14 protein-coding genes and 1 riboswitch are annotated in these 16,269 nt (G+C 67.8%); of the genes, 5 read left to right on the plus strand and 9 right to left on the minus strand.

The annotated features are described in order from the left end of the window. Positions 1–60 precede the first annotated feature (60 nt). The 5 genes from AC1D2H_RS05425 to AC1D2H_RS05445 form a co-directional block, all read right to left on the minus strand. Entirely contained in the window at positions 61–684 is a 624-nt protein-coding gene (locus AC1D2H_RS05425; protein ID WP_478010179.1) for an OmpW/AlkL family protein, read from the minus strand. 127 nt (positions 685–811) lie between these two features. Then, positions 812–1,648, minus strand: coding sequence for a methylenetetrahydrofolate reductase [NAD(P)H] (gene metF / locus AC1D2H_RS05430; protein WP_478010180.1), 837 nt, complete (start codon positions 1,646–1,648; stop codon positions 812–814). Further along, a complete protein-coding gene (locus tag AC1D2H_RS05435) occupies positions 1,645–2,391 on the minus strand; it encodes a TlyA family RNA methyltransferase (RefSeq protein ID WP_477927895.1) in 747 nt (248 codons plus the stop codon). The genes metF and AC1D2H_RS05435 overlap by 4 nt, the downstream gene beginning before the upstream one ends. A 7-nt stretch (positions 2,392–2,398) precedes the next feature. Beyond that, the gene (ahcY, locus tag AC1D2H_RS05440; RefSeq protein ID WP_478010181.1) at positions 2,399–3,817 is read right to left on the minus strand and encodes an adenosylhomocysteinase; all 1,419 of its coding nucleotides are present in this window, start codon (positions 3,815–3,817) and stop codon (positions 2,399–2,401) included. Positions 3,818–3,897: 80 nt separating this feature from the next. Beyond that, positions 3,898–3,974, minus strand: a riboswitch (S-adenosyl-L-homocysteine riboswitch). A 9-nt stretch (positions 3,975–3,983) separates the two neighbouring features. Further along, complete coding sequence (locus tag AC1D2H_RS05445; protein ID WP_477927899.1) at positions 3,984–4,883, minus strand: AraC family transcriptional regulator; 900 nt, start codon at positions 4,881–4,883, stop codon at positions 3,984–3,986. Positions 4,884–5,042: 159 nt separating this feature from the next. Between AC1D2H_RS05445 and AC1D2H_RS05450 the strand changes: the two genes are divergently transcribed. Then, complete coding sequence (locus tag AC1D2H_RS05450; protein ID WP_478010182.1) at positions 5,043–6,044, plus strand: aldo/keto reductase; 1,002 nt, start codon at positions 5,043–5,045, stop codon at positions 6,042–6,044. On the opposite strand, the gene AC1D2H_RS05455 is transcribed toward AC1D2H_RS05450, so the two are convergent. Both AC1D2H_RS05455 and AC1D2H_RS05460 read right to left on the minus strand, forming a co-directional pair. Next, positions 6,034–7,269 carry an MFS transporter gene (locus AC1D2H_RS05455; RefSeq protein WP_478010183.1) on the minus strand — a complete coding sequence of 412 codons (1,236 nt, stop codon included), beginning with the start codon at positions 7,267–7,269 and terminating at the stop codon, positions 6,034–6,036. The two genes, AC1D2H_RS05450 and AC1D2H_RS05455, sit on opposite strands and share 11 nt — an antisense overlap. Further along, on the minus strand, positions 7,270–8,769 hold the full coding sequence (locus tag AC1D2H_RS05460; RefSeq protein ID WP_478010184.1) for a hypothetical protein: 1,500 nt from the start codon (positions 8,767–8,769) through the stop codon (positions 7,270–7,272). A gap of 178 nt (positions 8,770–8,947) precedes the next feature. On the opposite strand from AC1D2H_RS05460, the gene AC1D2H_RS05465 reads away from it, so the two are divergent. After that, positions 8,948–9,913, plus strand: coding sequence for a PEP-CTERM sorting domain-containing protein (locus AC1D2H_RS05465; protein WP_477927907.1), 966 nt, complete (start codon positions 8,948–8,950; stop codon positions 9,911–9,913). A gap of 30 nt (positions 9,914–9,943) precedes the next feature. Here AC1D2H_RS05465 and AC1D2H_RS05470 read toward each other — a convergent pair whose 3' ends face one another. After that, complete coding sequence (locus tag AC1D2H_RS05470; RefSeq protein ID WP_477927909.1) at positions 9,944–11,038, minus strand: DNA glycosylase AlkZ-like family protein; 1,095 nt, start codon at positions 11,036–11,038, stop codon at positions 9,944–9,946. Next, entirely contained in the window at positions 11,022–12,794 is a 1,773-nt protein-coding gene (locus AC1D2H_RS05475; protein ID WP_477927911.1) for a diguanylate cyclase domain-containing protein, read from the minus strand. Before AC1D2H_RS05475 ends, AC1D2H_RS05470 begins: the two co-directional genes overlap by 17 nt. A gap of 160 nt (positions 12,795–12,954) precedes the next feature. Between AC1D2H_RS05475 and yajC the strand changes: the two genes are divergently transcribed. From yajC to secF, 3 genes are read left to right on the plus strand one after another with little or no spacing between them, the layout of a single operon-like run. Next, positions 12,955–13,278: a preprotein translocase subunit YajC gene (gene yajC / locus AC1D2H_RS05480; protein ID WP_477927913.1), complete on the plus strand. Its 324-nt coding sequence runs from the start codon at positions 12,955–12,957 to the stop codon at positions 13,276–13,278. Positions 13,279–13,335: 57 nt separating this feature from the next. Further along, the gene (gene secD, locus AC1D2H_RS05485) at positions 13,336–15,222 is read left to right on the plus strand and encodes a protein translocase subunit SecD (protein WP_478010185.1); all 1,887 of its coding nucleotides are present in this window, start codon (positions 13,336–13,338) and stop codon (positions 15,220–15,222) included. 12 nt (positions 15,223–15,234) lie between these two features. Next, the gene (gene secF / locus AC1D2H_RS05490) at positions 15,235–16,269 is read left to right on the plus strand and encodes a protein translocase subunit SecF (protein WP_478010186.1); all 1,035 of its coding nucleotides are present in this window, start codon (positions 15,235–15,237) and stop codon (positions 16,267–16,269) included.

The following is a 16,269-nucleotide window of genomic DNA, read 5'->3' on the forward strand; positions in this document are numbered from 1 at the left end:
CGGAGCGGGGTGGTCCCCGCGCACGTAAAGCGCTCATTTACATGAGCGCAAGCGACGCTCTCAGAACCGCCAGCCGAGACCGACGCTGGCCAATGTCGGGTTGACCTTGAACTTGCCGGCCGACGCACCGTTGGAATAGACGGTCGTGCCCAGGCCGACCTTCTTCAGGTCGAAGTTCAGATAGGTGCCCTTGGTGAGCTCGACATCGGCGCCGACCTGCCAGGCAGCGCCAAAGCTGTTGTGCTTGATGCTGGGCTTGAGCGCGGTCTGCACGGCGGGTGCGAACTCGACCGAGGAGAAGTTGGTGTAGTTCAGGCCGGCGCCGACGTAGGGCCGGATCGTCCCCGTCGGGTTGAAGTGGTACTGCAGCGTCAACGTCGGCGGCAGGTGCTTGAGCGAGCCGATGGCACTGCCGTTGGAATAGAGGGTCTGCTTCTGCGGATAGGTCAGGATCAGCTCGGCTGCGACGTTGGGCGTCACGAAGTAGCTGAAGTCGACCTCGGGAAAGGTCTTGTTGTTGATCGACAGGCCCAGACCCGTGCTGTCCTTGTTGGCCGAATCGAGATGCAGGGCGCGCACGCGCACGAGCAGCGGGCCTTCGTCGCCTTCTTTGGCCAGGGCAGGTTGCAGCGCGAGGGCGGCCGCAGCGATGGCGACCAGGCGCAGGGCAGGGGAGAACTTCATCAATGACTCCAGGTGAATGGGACGGATCCCGATGGAGGCATTGCACGCGCAGCAGGCGCGGCGCGGTTTGAGGCAACACAAGGCGGCGCCGGTCGGCGCCGCGTTCAGCGTGGGGTTTTGCGCTGGCTCAAACCTTGTTGCCAAGGCCGAGGCGTTTGCACAACTCCAGCGTCAGTGCGCTCTGGTTCAGCGTGTAGAAGTGGATGCCGGGCGCGCCGCCGTCGATGAGGCGCTCGCACAACCGCGTGATGACGTCCAGGCCGAAGGCGCGGATGCTGGCGGCGTCGTCCATGAAACCTTCCATCTTCATCTGCACCCAGCGCGGGATGTCGATGCCGTCGCGCTGCGCGAACTGGGCGATGCGGCCGTAGTTGTGGAAGGGCATGATGCCCGGCACGATGGGCTGGGTGACGCCCAGCTTGCGGGCCTCGTCGACGAAGTGGAAATAGGCGTCGGCGTTGAAGAAGAACTGCGTGATCGCGCCGTTGGCGCCGGCACCCATCTTGTCGACGAAGTGCTGCAGGTCGCGCGCCGCATAACGCTGCTGCGGATGCACCTCGGGGTAGGCGGCGACCTCGATATGCCAGTCCCTGCCTTGGGTCTCGCGGATGAAGCTGACCAGCTCGGACGCATAGCGGAACTCGCCCGCCGTGGCGGTGCCGCTGGGCAGGTCGCCGCGCAGCGCGACGACGCGGTGGATGTTCTGGGCGCGATAGGTCGACAGGATCTCGGCAATGCTTTCGCGCGTCGACCCCACGCAGCTCAGGTGCGGGGCGGCCTCGAAGCCCGCCGCGGCGATGTCCATGACAGCGCCCAGGGTCTTGTCGCGCGTGGCGCCGCCGGCGCCGTAGGTCACGCTGAAGTACTGGGGTGACATGGCGCCCAGCTCCTGCACGACGGTCTTGAGCTTCTCGACGCCGACCGGCGTGTTCGGGGGAAAGAACTCAAACGAAACGGCTGTCATCGGGACGCCCACAAGAAGAATTCGCGATTGCCATCACCGCCGGTGATGGGGCTGTCGAAGTAGTCCAGCACCTTGAGGCCGAGGGCCGTGCAGGCCAGGCGCACGCGGGCTTCCAGTCGCGGGTAGTCGGCCTCGTCCTTGACGAGACCGCCCTTGCCCAGGGCTTGTGGCCCCAGTTCGAACTGCGGCTTGATGAGCACGAGCAGATGGCCGTGCACTTCGAGCCACGGCAGCAACTCCGGGAGGCTGCCGATCATGGAAATGAAACTCAGGTCGCCGACGATCAGCGTGAAGCCGCCCGTCGGCTGGTGTTGGCGCAGCACGGCCAGCTCGCGCACATGCACGCCTTCCAGCGCGGTCACGCGAGCATCGGCCTGCAGCTTGGGATGGATCTGGCCGTGGCCGACGTCCACGCCGACGACATGGCGGGCGCCATGGGCCAGCAGGCAGTCGGTGAAGCCGCCCGTGCTCTGGCCGATGTCCAGCACCGTGGTGGCCGTGACGTCCACGCCGACGCGGGTGAGCGCGCCTTCCAGCTTGAGCCCGCCGCGCGACACATAGCGCAGCTCCGCGTCGTCGGTGACGCGCAGCTGGGCCGTTTCGGGCAGGTCCTCGCCGGCCTTCTTCAGCACGGCCCAGCCGGTGGGCGAGGCCCATTCGGCGGCACCGTTGCTGATCAGGCGTTGCGCGACGGAACGCGTCGGCGCAAGGCCCTGGGCGACGAGGAGCTGGTCGGCGCGCATTGAGGGCTTAGTAGCGGTAGGTATCCGGCTTGTAGGGGCCGGCCTTGTTGACGCCGATATACGCGGCCTGCTCTTCGGTCAGCTCGGTCAGCTGCGCGTTCAACGTGGTCAGCTGCAGGCGGGCGACCTTCTCGTCCAGGTGCTTGGGCAGCACATAGACCTGGCCGACGGCGTAGTTGTCCTTGTGCGCGTAGAGCTCGATCTGGGCGATGGTCTGGTTGGCGAAGGACGAGCTCATCACATAGCTCGGGTGGCCCGTGCCGCAGCCCAGGTTCACCAGCCGGCCCTTGGCCAGCAGGATGATGCGCTTGCCGTCCGGGAAGATGACGTGGTCGACCTGGGGCTTGATCTCTTCCCACTCGTACTTCTCGAGGGCCGCGACCTCGATCTCGTTGTCGAAGTGGCCGATGTTGCAGACGATGGCGTTGTTCTTCATCGCGGCCATGTGCTCGTGGCGGATGACGTTCTTGTTGCCGGTCGTCGTCACGAAGATGTCGGCCTTGTCCTGGGCGTATTCCATCGTCACGACGCGGTAGCCTTCCATCGCGGCCTGCAGCGCGCAGATGGGATCGATCTCGGTGACCCACACCTGGGCCGACAGCGCGCGCAGCGCTTGTGCCGAGCCCTTGCCCACGTCGCCATAGCCGGCCACGACGGCGATCTTGCCGGCCACCATCACGTCGGTGGCGCGCTTGATGCCGTCCACCAGGGACTCACGGCAGCCATAGAGGTTGTCGAACTTGCTCTTGGTGACCGAGTCGTTGACGTTGATGGCGCGGAACAGCAGCGTGCCCTTGGCCGACATTTCCTTCAGGCGGTGCACGCCCGTCGTCGTCTCTTCGGTCACGCCGATGATCTCGGCGCTCTTGCGGGTGTACCAGGTGCCGTCCTCGGACACCTTCTTGCGGATGGCGGCGAACAGGATGCGCTCTTCCTCGCTGCCCGGGTTGTTCAGCACGGACAAGTCCGTCTCGGCCTTCTGGCCCAGGTGCATCAGCAGCGTCGCGTCGCCGCCGTCGTCCAGGATCATGTTGGGGCCTTCGCCGGCCGTGCCCTTGTCGCCGAACTCGAAGATGCGGTGGGTGTAGTCCCAGTAGTCTTCCAGCGTCTCGCCCTTGTAGGCGAACACGGGGGTGCCGACGGCGGCCAGCGCGGCGGCGGCATGGTCCTGCGTCGAGAAGATGTTGCACGAGGCCCAGCGCACTTCGGCGCCCAGGGCTTGCAGGGTCTCGACCAGCACGGCCGTCTGGATGGTCATGTGCAGGGAGCCGGTCACGCGGGCGCCCTTGAGCGGCTGCGTGGCGGCGTATTCCTTGCGGATGGCCATCAGTGCCGGCATCTCGTGCTCGGCGATCTTGATTTCCTTGCGGCCCCAGTCGGCGAGCGACAGGTCCTTGACGATATGGGCGGGGATTGCAGCGGTCATGAGCGGGCTCCTTCAAGCGAATGAAGCCGCTGGCGGTGACGGTACGAGGGGAGTTCATCCTCACCCAGGCACGGTCGGCCAGCGGGTGAGCGCAGTTGCAGGGGGCAAACTTCCGAGCCTGGCCTCAAGGGGTGAGGTTGCAACGCTCCTCGGAAGAGGCGGCATTCTAGCCGGCCGCGCTGCGAAGAAGCGAGATGTCTTCTCGCGGCGGGGCGCCAAATAGGCGACGGTATTCACGGCTGAACTGCGAAGGACTCTCGTAGCCGACCCGGTGGGCGGCGCTGGCGGCGTCCAGGCCGTCGCCCAGCATCAGCCGGCGGGCCTGCTGCAGGCGCAGGTTCTTCTGGAACTGCAGCGGCGACAGCGCGGTGAGCTGCTTGAAGCGCAGATGCAGCGTCGAAGGGCTCATGTGGGCCAGCGCCGCCAGCTCGTCGATGGACAGCGGCTCCGCATAGCGGCGCGACAGCTGCTCGATGACACGGCCGACGCGGCGGGTGACGCCGTCGGTATGCACCAGCGAGCGCAGCCGCGGCCCCAGCGGACCGGTCAGCACGCGATACAGGATCTCCCGCTGCACCAAGGGGGCCAGCGTCTTCAGATCCTGCGGGCTGTCCAGCAGCTGCAGCAGGCGCAGGGCCGCGTCCAGCAGCGGTGCGGTGACGGGCGCGACGTGCAGGCCGGTGTCGCCGCCCTCCGGCGGTGCGTCGCCATCCAGCAGCAGTTCGGCCAGCGCCTGCGTCTCGCAGCTCAGGCGCACGCAGACATAGGGCTTGGCCGGGCTGGCCTCCAGCACCTGGCCGCGCGGCAGCATGGTCATGGGCACGACCAGGCACTGCATCGCGTCGTAATGCACCACGCGCTCGCCGAGCTGGGCGCGCTTGCGGCCCTGCAGCACCAGCACCAGGCCGGGCTCGTAGACAGCCGGCACCGGTTGGGCCGGCGCGCTGGCGCGGATCAGCCGCAGCCAGGGCAGGGCGGTCGTGTGCAGGCCGTCGCCGGGCGCTCGAGACAGCGCCGCGGCGATGGCGCGTTCGCGCAAGGTCTGCAGGTCGTCATCAGTGGGCATGTGAGCGATTGTGCAAACGCTTCGGGTTGCCAAGGGCCTTGTGTGGGCTTTGGATCGGAGGATCGGGCAAGCATGGGCTAGGTTTGTGCTGGGCGAGCGGGGGGCGAGTTTCCTAAGCTGTCGTCATCCCGTTGATGATCCCCTTCAAGGAGTTCCACCATGACGCATTCGCACCTTCCCCGCCGCCGCCTCGGCAGCCATGGCCCCGAGGTCTCGGCCCTGGGCCTGGGCTGCATGGGCATGTCCGATTTCTACGGCCCGGCCGACGATGCCCAGTCGCTCAGCGTGCTGCACCATGCACTGGACATCGGCATCAATTTCCTGGACACAGCCGACATGTACGGCGTGGGTGCCAACGAGCGCCTGCTGTCGCGACTGCTGGCCACGCGCCGCAGCGAGGTTGTCATTGCGACCAAGTTCGGCAATGTGCGTGCGGCTGACGGCACCATGCTGCGCATCGACGGCAGCCCGGCCTATGTGCGCGAAGCCTGCGATGCGAGCCTGCAGCGCCTGGGCGTGGAGCACATCGACCTCTACTACCAGCATCGCGTCGACAAGAACACGCCCATCGAGGAGACCGTCGGCGCGATGGCCGAGCTGGTAAAGGCCGGCAAGGTCGGGCACCTGGGCCTGTCCGAGGCGTCGGCCGCGACCATCCGCCGCGCGCATGCGGTGCACCGAATAGCCGCCGTGCAGACCGAATACTCGCTGTGGAGCCGCGACGTGGAAGCCGAGATCCTGCCGACCTGCCGTGAGCTGGGCATCGCGCTGGTGCCCTACAGCCCGCTCGGTCGCGGCTTCCTGACTGGTGCGATCCGCTCGGCCGAGCAACTGGCGCCCGACGACCGCCGCCGCATCCACCCGCGCTTCCAGGGCGGCAACCTGGACCACAACCTCGCGCTGGCCGATGCGCTGTCGGCGTTGGCCGAGGAGTGGAGCTACACACCGGCCCAGCTCGCGCTGGCCTGGCTGCTGCACCAGGGCGACGACATCGTGCCCATCCCCGGCACACGCAGCGTCAAGCGGTTGGACGAGAACGCGCTGGCCGCGCGCATCCACTTCGACGCCGGTCGGCGCGAGCGCATCAACGCACTGCTTGCCGCGCACGCGGTGGCCGGCACGCGCTACCCGGCGGCGCAGATGGGGGCGCTCAACGTTTAGCGGGAAGCGGTCGTGCTGCGTAGGCCCAGAACCGCGGCAGCAGGAAACCGGTGGCGATGACGCCGGCCAGGCAGATCGCGCCGCCGATCCAGATCGCCGGCGCCACGCCCCAGGCATCCGCCATGAAGCCGGCCCGCGCATTGCCGACCAGCGGGCCGGTCAGGTAGCTGATCATCTCGATGCCGGCCAGCCGCCCGCGCAGCGAGTTCGGGATGGTCTCGTTCCAGATCGTGCCGCGGAACACGCCGCTGACCATGTCGGCGGCGCCCGCCACCGCGAGACACACCAGGCCCAGCACCAGGCTGGGCGCGAAGCCCAGGGCCACGATGCCGATGGCCCACACGGCCGCCGCGATGACGACGGCGCGACCGTGGCGGCTGACCTTGCCGGTCCAGCCGCTGAACAGGCCGATGACGAGGGCGCCCACCGACATGGCCGACAGCAGCCAGCCCACCGACTCGGTGCGCCCGTCCGCCGCCGCCATGGCCGGGAACAAGGCGACCGGGAAGGCGAAGGCCATCGCGACGATGTCGACGATGTAGGTGCCCATCAGCTCCGGGCGCTTCCACGCAAAGCGCAGGCCCTCGGCCAGGTCGGCCAGCAGATGCGGGCGTTCTTCGGGCGTGTCGAGCGTGCCAATTGCTTCACGCGGAATGCGGGCGATGAAGTACAGCGCCGCGGCGAAGGTCACGAAGTCGAAGACATAGGCCCCGACCGCCCCCCACTTCGCCAGCAGGATGCCGGCCAGCGCCGGCCCGGCCACCATGCCCACGGTGCCCCGCACCGAGGACAGGGCCGCCACGGCGGCGAACTCCTCGGGCCGCGCAAGCTTCTGCGTCAGCGCCTCCAGCGCCGGGCGGTGGAAGCCGCTGGCGCCCTGCAAGATCGCCACCAGCGCGTAGATGGCCAGCACGCTGGGCGTGGCGCTCAACGCGTTGGCCAGCAGGCCGGTCAGGCACAGCGCCATCAGCGCCTCGGAGCCGATCAAGAGGCGTTTGCGGTCCACGCGATCCGCCACCGCGCCGCCCAGCAGGCCGCAGACGACAACGGGGATCAGCTGCACCAGGCCGAGCAGGCCGACCTGGGCGTTGGAATGTGTCAACTCATAGAGCTGCCAGGGCACGGCCACATAGCTGACCATGGTGCCCAGGCCGGAGATGAACTGGCTGGCGAAGAGGCGTCGGAAGGCGGTGTTGCGGCGCAGCGGCGCTATGTCAAGAAGCATTCAGTGAGCTTGGCTTTCGAAACGAGTGAAGCGCGTTTCGAGGTCCCATTGCAGGCGGGCCTTGGTGTGGGCGGTGAGGAAGTCGCGGCAGCGGGCCGCCTTGGCCTCGCGGCCTGGGCGTTCGCCGGCGCAGGCGGCGTTGACGCGTCCGGTGGCCGTGTCGGCCAGCAGCGCCTGCCCCTCGACAAAGCCGTAGTGGAGGGCATTGCGCGACAGTTGCTTGAAGTCACGGTAGCTCAGCTTCGGATAGCTGGCCGCGGCGCGCTGGTACTCGTTGGTCAGGTCGATGCGGAACACGCCTTCATCGTCGGCCGACAAGGCCGTGGGCACGCCGAACTGGCGGTAAAGCAGGAAGGGATGCTGTTCGCCCTTGAGGTCGTGCACGATGGCATTGCTGGTCAGGTTGATCTCGACGGCGATGCCGCGCCTGGCCATGTCGCGCAGCGTGTCGAAGGCGCCCGTTTCCAGGCCGATGGCCTCGCCATGACCGATGCGGCGCGCGCCGGCGATGTCCAGCGCCTGGCGGATGTGGTCCTTGAAATCCTCGGGCGGTACGAGGCCGAAGCCGAACTCGCCGGCATGCAGGCTGACCTTGACCTCGGGGTAGAGCTTGCCCAAGGCGCCGATGACAGCCATCTGCTCCTTGTAATGGCGCAGCGTGCCGGGGTCGTCCTCGGGTGCGACGAGGTTCAGGCCGACGTAGCGCGGGTCGGCTTTCACGAGCAGGAAGGCCAGCGCGATCTGCGCATTGACCTGCTCGGGTGGGAAGGTGCGGATGACCTGGGCCAGATAGCGCAGCGCCACGCCGCAGCCCGGCTCGGCATTGGCCTGGCCGCAGTGCGACAGCTCGCGCCAGCGCTTCTCGATGCGGTCCAGTTCGGTGCGTGTGTCGGTGACGATGCGCTGCAAAGCCGGGTGATTCGCCCAGTCCTTGGCGGAGCGGTCGGCGCGGAAGGCGCCTGGCTCGGCCGCGGCGATGGCGCGCGCCTTGTCCATGCCCCAGGACTGCAACAGCTCCAGGTAGACCGTGTTCTCGGCGCCGCGTCGGTTGGTCGCCTCGCGCAGCATGTCGCCCTCGCGGCCCAGCGTGCCGGGGATGAAGCGGCCGAAGGTGTCGAAGACCTGGTCGTGGCCCGACTTGGTCCCGCGCTCGTAGTTGCGCACCGAATAAGCGTCGACGAGTTGGCGGTAGTTCACGGCGTCGGCTGCGTAGTCCTTCATGGCCGGCCGCGACGCGTCGCAGGGCGGGAAGCTGATCTGGCCAGTGATCGGCGCCACGCATTTGCCGTCCTCGGCCGCCCACTGGATGATGTTCTCGGCATAGATGCTGCCGTCCAGGTGGTTGTGCAGGTCGCCGCCCTTGGGAAAGGCCGCCATGAACTGGCGCAGCAGCCAGGGGTTGCCGCGAGCCTGCTCAAGCGCGCGGGCGGCACCGGCCTCGTCGGCATGGGCCATCGGGCACAGGGTCAGGGCGAGAAGCAGTGGGGCAAGACAGCGCATGGCGGCAACTCGGGGTCAATCGTGACCGTGCGATCCTAGGGGTGATCTACACACCGCAGCGGTGCGGCCCCCACGTCTGAGTCGTTGCCGCGGCGGCTGCGCGGCCTAAACTGAAGCCAGCGTCACGGCGACGGTTCGTGACCGCGGCGTTGACGTGCGAACCGCGAGGAGATCGCCAATGAAGATCTGGCTTCAGGCTGCCGCAGCATGTTGCACCGCGTGTGTGCTGGCCCCCCCTGCATGGGCCGATCTCGTGATTGACGAGTTGACGATCCACTCGGCAGCGCTTTACTCCGGGCCCGCCGGCGCGCTGTCGCAGATCTCAGACTGGTCGTTGGCGTCCGGGCTGCCACCTGTTGCCGCGGTCGCGAGCGTGCGTCTCGCGGACTCGCTGGCAGCGTCCGCGCGCCTGACCCCCGACGGCTTCTTCATGAGCAAGTCGCGTTCCGAGAACGACTTCTTTCCGCCTGCCGGCACGAACACGGCGGGTGCAGCGACCCGCTACGAACTGACGGTCAGTGCCAACGCGGCCAATACGCCGCTGTTGCTGGATTTCAACGTCTTCGGCAGCAAGGTCTTCGGCAACGCCTACTACGGCGACGGCCGGATGAAGGTCGAAACGTCGGTGTTCATTTCAGCTTCCAGGAACGGCGCACTGGCCAACTACATCTGGGGCTACGGCGACGGTGTCGTTCTCGACAGCACCGCCTCGACAGCCGACCGTTTCAGTCGGGTGTCATCGTCGGTGGACTCGCAAGGGATCGGGCTGCCGGCCGACCACGAGTTCCTCGGCTACCTGCCGATGAGTTTCATTTCCGCTGGCAGCGTCGACCGCGACGCGTTTTCCGGCCATCTGGACTTCGGCCTCTTGCAGCCCGGTGAGACCTTCACGCTGCGCTACGAGTCGCGAACGTATGTGCAGAGCGAAATCCGGTACGCCGGAAAGTCCTCAGCCGAATTGATCGATCCATTTTTGCTCGGCGGCGCGCCGGCGCCCGCGCTGGAACTCTTCGGTCTCGTGCTGCCGCAGGCGGCGCCGGTTCCGGAGCCGGGCCGCGCCGGGCTGCTGCTGGCCGGGTGTGCTGGCCTGTGGTGGGCGTGGCGACGCCGGCCAGTCGGACTCGGACGCTCAAATCTTCCCTAGCCAGCCGCCCGTCGAGCACGCGCTTTCTCGTCAGCCGGCCTCGACCCCCAGGAACTCCGCCAGCCGGATCCTCTCCACCTCCAGCGCCGGTTTGAAGGCCGCGTCGCGGGGTGCCCGGCCGGCGACGTAGCCGCAGTCCAGCTGCAGCCGGCCGCTCTTGACGCTGGCGTTGCCCCAGCCGATGACCTGGTCGCGCCACAGCAAGGGCAGGGCGTAATGGCCGCGCACCCGCTTGGCCGCGGGCGTGTAGGCCTCGAAGCGGTAGGCCCAGCCCCACAGCAGCTCGAAGCGGCGGCGGTCCCAGACGACGGGGTCGAAGGGTGCCAGCAGCCGCACCTGGGAGGGGATGCGCCAGCCGCGCGTCGGGTCTTCATTCGCCGGCCAGTACCAGTCCACGCCGTCGATGCGTGTGTGGGCGAGCCGCTCCTTGGCGCGGGCGATGGTGGCCGGGGCCAGCTCGCGCCACTGATGAGCGCCGTGGAACAGCATGCGGATGACCAGGGACAGGCTGCCGGCCGGCAGCGGCGCGTACTTCTGCACCAGCACGTCGGCCAGCGCGTCCATGGCTTCCTGCGGGTCGGGGTGGGCTTCCCAGGTTGGCCCGAGGCGGTAGACGCGCGTGCCGCTGTCACGCCGCACCACATCCAGATGGCCGCGGTAGTGCAGGCCGTCGAGCAGCTCGGTGGACAGCCGGCTGTTGCCGCCGAACCAGTTTTTCACCGGGCCGTGGCCCAGCGCCGCGTCGACCTCGGCCGGGTGGGCCTCGCCCAGGCGCTCGACCTCGGCCAGCACGGCCTTGGCCAGCTTCCAGCGCGGCTTGTCCCAGACGCGGCGCGTCGTGCGCGGGTGCATCAGCGCGCGCAGCTCGGGCGTGACAAAGCCGTAGTTGATGAAGAAGTCTTCCTGCAACGGCAGGCGCGGGTAGCGGCGCTCCAGGTCGCCGGCCTGGTAACCCTTGACGCGGTGGCGCAGCGTCAGGTCCTGGGCGCGGGCCGGGGCGCGCAGCGGGTCGGCCTGCACGAAGCCGCCGAGCTTCTCGACGGCCTTGACCAGCGTGGTGGGCGTGAAGAGGCTGCGGGCCACCGCGTGGCGGCGCAGCGCAGCGAGATCAAAACCTTGAGACATTCCTGTCGGGTTCCTGCGGCAGCGCCTGCTTGCGGGCGAACATGTCGGCATCGGCATGCCTGAGCAGGCTTTCGGTGTCCTGGCCGTCGTCGGGGTAGAGGGCGATGCCGAAGCTGCTGCCAACCTGGAATTCGGCCGGCGCCAGGCCCGCCAGGCTTTCCAGCGGCGCGCTCATGGCGGCCTCGAGGTGGTTGCGTGCGGCTTCGGCGTCGGCACGGTTCTCGACCGACTCGAGCAGCATGACGAATTCGTCGCCGGCGTAGCGGGCCACGATGTCGCCGATGCGCACGCCGGCGCGCAGTCGCTGGCCGACTTCCTTCAGCACGGCGTCGCCGACGCCATGGCCGAAGCGCTTGTTGACGTCCTTGACGCGTTCGAGGTCGACGAACATGACGGCGAAGGGCCAGCGGTCGCCGCGCCGCCGCTGCTGCAGGATGCGGTCCTCGATGCGGCGCAGGATGGCGCCGCGGTTGGACAAGCCCGTGAGCTGGTCGGTCAGCAGCCGCCTTTGCATGTCGGCGAAGCTGCGCGCGAGCTCACCCAGCTCGTCGGTGCGATGCACCTCCGGCGGCTCGTCGAGCACACCGTCGCCGACGCGCCGGGCCGCCTCGGCCAGCTCGCGCAGCTCGCGCGTGACGATACCCAGCACCGCCCAGCCCAGGCCCAGCGCGATGACGACGCCCAGGCCGGCCAGCATGGCGGCCTGCACGAAATTGCGCTGCACGCCGGCCAGGAAGTCGGCGCGCGGCACGGCGACGATGATGAGCCAGTTCAGGCCCAGGGCCGGCTCGACGCGGGCATAACCGAGCTGCACGATGCGGCCGTTGGCATCGGCGAAGCTGGCCGTGCGCGGCGCGGTGCCCAGCGCTTCGGCCCCGGCCGCCGTGCGCTGGCGCACGGCGTCGAAGGCGGCGACGACGAGGGCGTCGCTGCTCTGGGTGGCGTTCAGCCGCTCGTGCTGGCCGACGCCCAGCGTCTTCATGTGCGCGCCGCGCGACACGCCCACCAACGGGCCGTCCCCCTCGACGACCATCGCGACGGCGTTCTCCGTCAGCGCCAGCCGCTGCAGCAGGGCGTTGACCTGCTTGAGCGGCAGGTCGGTCGCCGCCACGCCCTCGGGCTCGCCGACGTCGTTGCCGACGCGCTTGGTGCGCGTCGTGACGAGGTCCAGCGTCTTGAAGTCGATGTAGACCGGCGTCCAGCTCAAGGGCGCCGGGTTGGCCAGGGCCGCCTGGTACCAGGGCCGCTCGCGCGGCTCGAAGACCTTGTCCTCGGTGACCGGGGAGCGCAGTTCGCCGGTGATGCCGCTGAGGCGGTAGATGGTGCGTGGGCCTTCGCCCTGGGTGCGCGTCCTGACCTCGGCCTCCAGCTCGGAGAAGCGCCACAGGCCGAGAAAGTGGCCGTGGCGGTCACCGTAGTAGACGTAGTTGTTGGGGTCGCGATGCACCGAGGTGGCCAGCCAGAAGCGGGTGCGCAGCGCGCCCAGTTCCTTGGGCAGGTTCTCGGGCGCCGGCAGACCGGTGGGGAAGGCGGCCTCCAGCACGGCGTCGGCGCCGCCGACATGGCGCTCCAGCGACACGGCGATGCGGCCCACGGCCTCGACCAGCAGCTGGCCAGACAGCGTGTCCACCGTGTCGCGCCCGGCCCGCCAGGACAGGGTGCCCACCAGCAGCACCAGGGCCAGCACCAGCACGACATAGGGCAGCGTCAGCAGGCTGCGCAGGCTCAGTCGGTCGGTCAGGGTCCTGATCGGCAAGGGAGGAGCTCCAGGCGGGTTGAGGGCGGCGGCGGCAGGTTAGCAGGGGCGGGCGTCGCGGCGTAGCCCCCGGCGGCCCGTTGGCGGGGTCCTCGGCGCGCCGCACTAGAATTCAAGGTTGCCCTGCGGTTTTTGCGGCCGCCCACCCAAGGAATTCAACGTGTTCATCTCCAACGCCTACGCCCAGGCCGCCCCGGCTGCCGCCAGTCCCGAAAACGGCCTCCTCGGCATGCTGCCCCTGGTGCTGATGTTCGTCGTGCTCTATTTCGTCATGATCCGGCCGCAGATGAAGCGCCAGAAGGAGCACAAGGCCATGATTGAGGCGGTGCAGAAGGGCGACGAGGTCGTCACCGCCGGCGGCATCATCGGCAAGGTTGCCAAGCTGGGCGACAACTTCATCCACCTCGAAGTTGCCAATGGCGTCGAGCTGCAGATCCAGCGCAGCGCCGTCACCCAGGTTCTCCCTAAGGGCAGCTTGAAGTAATCGGCCCTGCGCCCATCTCCCGGGCTCTACGCGCCGGGCGCTGACAAGGAAGTCCCCATGAACCGCTATCCGCTCTGGAAGTACGCGATCCTGCTCGTCGCGCTGCTGATCGGCACTCTGTACACCCTGCCCAATCTGTTCGGCGAAGCGCCGGCGGTGCAGGTGTCGAGCGCCAAGGTGACCGTCAAGGTCGATGCGTCGATGACGTCCCGCATCGAGGCCGCGCTGCAGCAAGCAGGCATCAAGGCGGACTTCGTACAGTTCGACGGCAACTCGGTCAAGGCGCGCTTTTCTGACACCGACGTCCAGCTCAAGGCCAAGGACGCGATCAGCAAGGCGCTCAACCCCGACGCGAACGAGCCGACCTACATCGTCGCGCTGAACCTGCTGTCGCGCTCGCCCCAGTGGCTGTCCAGCCTGCATGCCAACCCGATGTACCTGGGCCTGGACCTGCGGGGTGGCGTGCACTTCCTGATGCAGGTCGACATGAAGGCGGCGCTGACCAAGAAGGCCGAGTCGCTGACCGGCGACGCGCGCACCATGCTGCGCGACAAGAACATCCGCCACGCCGGCATCAGCCGCGATGGCAACACGGTGATCATTGCCTTCCGCGACGCCGAGCAGCGCACTGCCGCGCTGAATCTGCTGAGCAACCAGTTGCCCGATGTCGTCTGGACGCCGCTGGGCGAGGGCAGCGAGCTGCAACTGGCCGGCAGCCTCAATCCCAAGGCGCAGATCGGCGTGCAGGAAGCCGCCATCAAGCAGAACATCACGACGCTGCACAACCGCGTCAATGAACTCGGCGTTGCCGAGCCCGTCATCCAGCAGCAGGGCTCAGACCGCGTGGTCGTGCAACTACCCGGCGTGCAGGACTCGGCCAAGGCCCAGGACATCATCGGCCGTACCGCCACGCTGGAACTGCGCATGGTGGACGACGGCAGCGAAGCGCTGGAGGCGCTCAAGGGCAACGGCCCCGTGCCCTTCGGCACCGAGCGCTTCATCGACCGTGGCTTCGGCCCCATCATCGTCAAGCGCCAGGTGGTGCTGACCGGCGATGCGCTGGTCGACGCGCAGACCGGCTTCGACGAGAACCACCAGCCTTCCGTCGACCTGACGCTGGACGCCAAGGGCGCCCGCATCTTCAAGGACCTGACGCGCGAGAACATCGGCAAGCGCATGGCCATCATCCTGTTCGAGAAGGGCAAGGGCGAGGTCGTGACGGCACCGGTCATCCGCGGCGAGATCCCGAACGGCCGCGTCAAGATCTCGGGGGCGATGACCACGCAGGACGCCAACGACACGGCCCTGCTGCTGCGCGCCGGCTCGCTGGCCGCGCCGATGGAGATCATCGAATCGCGCACCATCGGCCCGAGCCTGGGCAAGGAAAACATCGAGAAGGGCATCGCCAGCGTCACCTGGGGCTTTGCCGCGGTGGCCGCCTTCATGTGCGTCTACTACCTGCTGTTCGGCGTGTTCTCGTCGCTGGCCCTGGGCTTCAACCTGCTGCTGCTGATCGCGGCGCTGTCGCTGATGCAGGCCACGCTGAGCCTGCCGGGCATCGCCGCCATCGCGCTGGTGCTGGGCATGGCCATCGACTCCAACGTGCTGATCAACGAGCGCGTGCGCGAGGAACTGCGCGGCGGCGAAACGCCCCAGCAGGCCATCCGCCTTGGCTACGAACGCGCCTGGGCCACCATCCTGGACTCCAACGTGACGACGCTGATCGCCGGCGTGTCGCTGCTGGTGTTCGGCTCCGGCCCCATCAAGGGCTTCGCCGTCGTGCACTGCCTGGGCATCCTGACCTCGATGTTCTCGTCGGTCGTGTTCTCGCGCGGCCTCGTCAACCTCTGGTACGGCCGCCAGAAGAAGCTCAAGAGCGTGTCCATCGGCCAGGTCTGGAAGCCCGAGCCTGACGCCCAGGCGACCGACGTCGCCAAGGCCTGAGAAAGCTAGAACATGGAACTCTTTCGCATCAAGCGCGACCTGCCGCTGATGAAGCATGCGTTGATCTTCAACGCCATCTCCTTCATCACCTTCGCGGCCGCCGTGTTCTTCCTGATCACGCGCCCCCTGCATTTCTCCATCGAGTTCACCGGCGGCACCGTCATCGAGGTGGCCTATCCGCAGGCGGCCGAGATCGAGAAGACCCGCCACACCATCGAGAAGATGGGCTATGGCGAAGTCCAGGTGCAGAACTTCGGCTCCTCCAAGGACGTCATGATCCGCCTGCCGGTGCGTGCCGGCGAGAAGCAGACCGAGGTGGTCGGCAAGGTCTTCAATGAGCTGTGCGTGGCCGAAGCCGGCACCGTCACCGAGCACCAGGAAGTGACGGCCCAGGGTGAGCAGGTCAGCAAGCAGATCTGCAAAAAGCCTGACGGCGCCGAGCCCATCAAGCTGTCGCGCGCCGAAGTGGTCGGCCCGGCCGTCGGTGCCGAACTGGCCCAGGACGCCGCCAAGGCCCTGGCCGTGACGGTGATCGGCATCATGATCTACCTGGCCATCCGCTTCGAGTGGAAGTTCGCGGTCGCCGGCATCATCGCCAACCTGCACGACGTGGTCATCATCCTGGGCTTCTTCGCCTTCTTCCAGTGGGAGTTCTCGCTGGCGGTGCTGGCGGCCATCCTGGCGGTGCTGGGCTACTCGGTGAACGAGTCCGTCGTCATCTTCGACCGGGTGCGGGAAGCCTTCCGCAAGTTCCGCAAGATGAACACGCACGAGGTCATCGACCACGCCATCACCTCGACGATGAGCCGCACCATCATCACCCACGGCTGCACCCAGCTGATGGTGGTGTCCATGCTGCTGTTCGGCGGCCCGACGCTGCACTACTTCGCCGTCGCCCTGACCATCGGCATCCTGTTCGGCATCTATTCCTCGGTATTCGTGGCGGCGGCCATCGCGATGTGGCTGGGTGTCAAGCGGGAGGACCTGGTCAAGGCCTCGGTGAATCGTGACGACCCCAACGATCCGAACTCCGGGGCCGTCGTGTAG

This window comes from Roseateles sp. P1_C1_2 (assembly GCF_056406535.1).

Coding starts and splice junctions, on each gene's coding strand:
- AC1D2H_RS05425 (WP_478010179.1), bottom strand. CDS start 684: ATGAAGTTCTCCCCTGCCCTGCGCCTGGTCGCCATCGCTGCGGCCGCC.
- metF (WP_478010180.1), bottom strand. CDS start 1,648: ATGACAGCCGTTTCGTTTGAGTTCTTTCCCCCGAACACGCCGGTCGGC.
- AC1D2H_RS05435 (WP_477927895.1), bottom strand. CDS start 2,391: ATGCGCGCCGACCAGCTCCTCGTCGCCCAGGGCCTTGCGCCGACGCGT.
- ahcY (WP_478010181.1), bottom strand. CDS start 3,817: ATGACCGCTGCAATCCCCGCCCATATCGTCAAGGACCTGTCGCTCGCC.
- AC1D2H_RS05445 (WP_477927899.1), bottom strand. CDS start 4,883: ATGCCCACTGATGACGACCTGCAGACCTTGCGCGAACGCGCCATCGCC.
- AC1D2H_RS05450 (WP_478010182.1), top strand. CDS start 5,043: ATGACGCATTCGCACCTTCCCCGCCGCCGCCTCGGCAGCCATGGCCCC.
- AC1D2H_RS05455 (WP_478010183.1), bottom strand. CDS start 7,269: ATGCTTCTTGACATAGCGCCGCTGCGCCGCAACACCGCCTTCCGACGC.
- AC1D2H_RS05460 (WP_478010184.1), bottom strand. CDS start 8,769: ATGCGCTGTCTTGCCCCACTGCTTCTCGCCCTGACCCTGTGCCCGATG.
- AC1D2H_RS05465 (WP_477927907.1), top strand. CDS start 8,948: ATGAAGATCTGGCTTCAGGCTGCCGCAGCATGTTGCACCGCGTGTGTG.
- AC1D2H_RS05470 (WP_477927909.1), bottom strand. CDS start 11,038: ATGTCTCAAGGTTTTGATCTCGCTGCGCTGCGCCGCCACGCGGTGGCC.
- secD (WP_478010185.1), top strand. CDS start 13,336: ATGAACCGCTATCCGCTCTGGAAGTACGCGATCCTGCTCGTCGCGCTG.
- secF (WP_478010186.1), top strand. CDS start 15,235: ATGGAACTCTTTCGCATCAAGCGCGACCTGCCGCTGATGAAGCATGCG.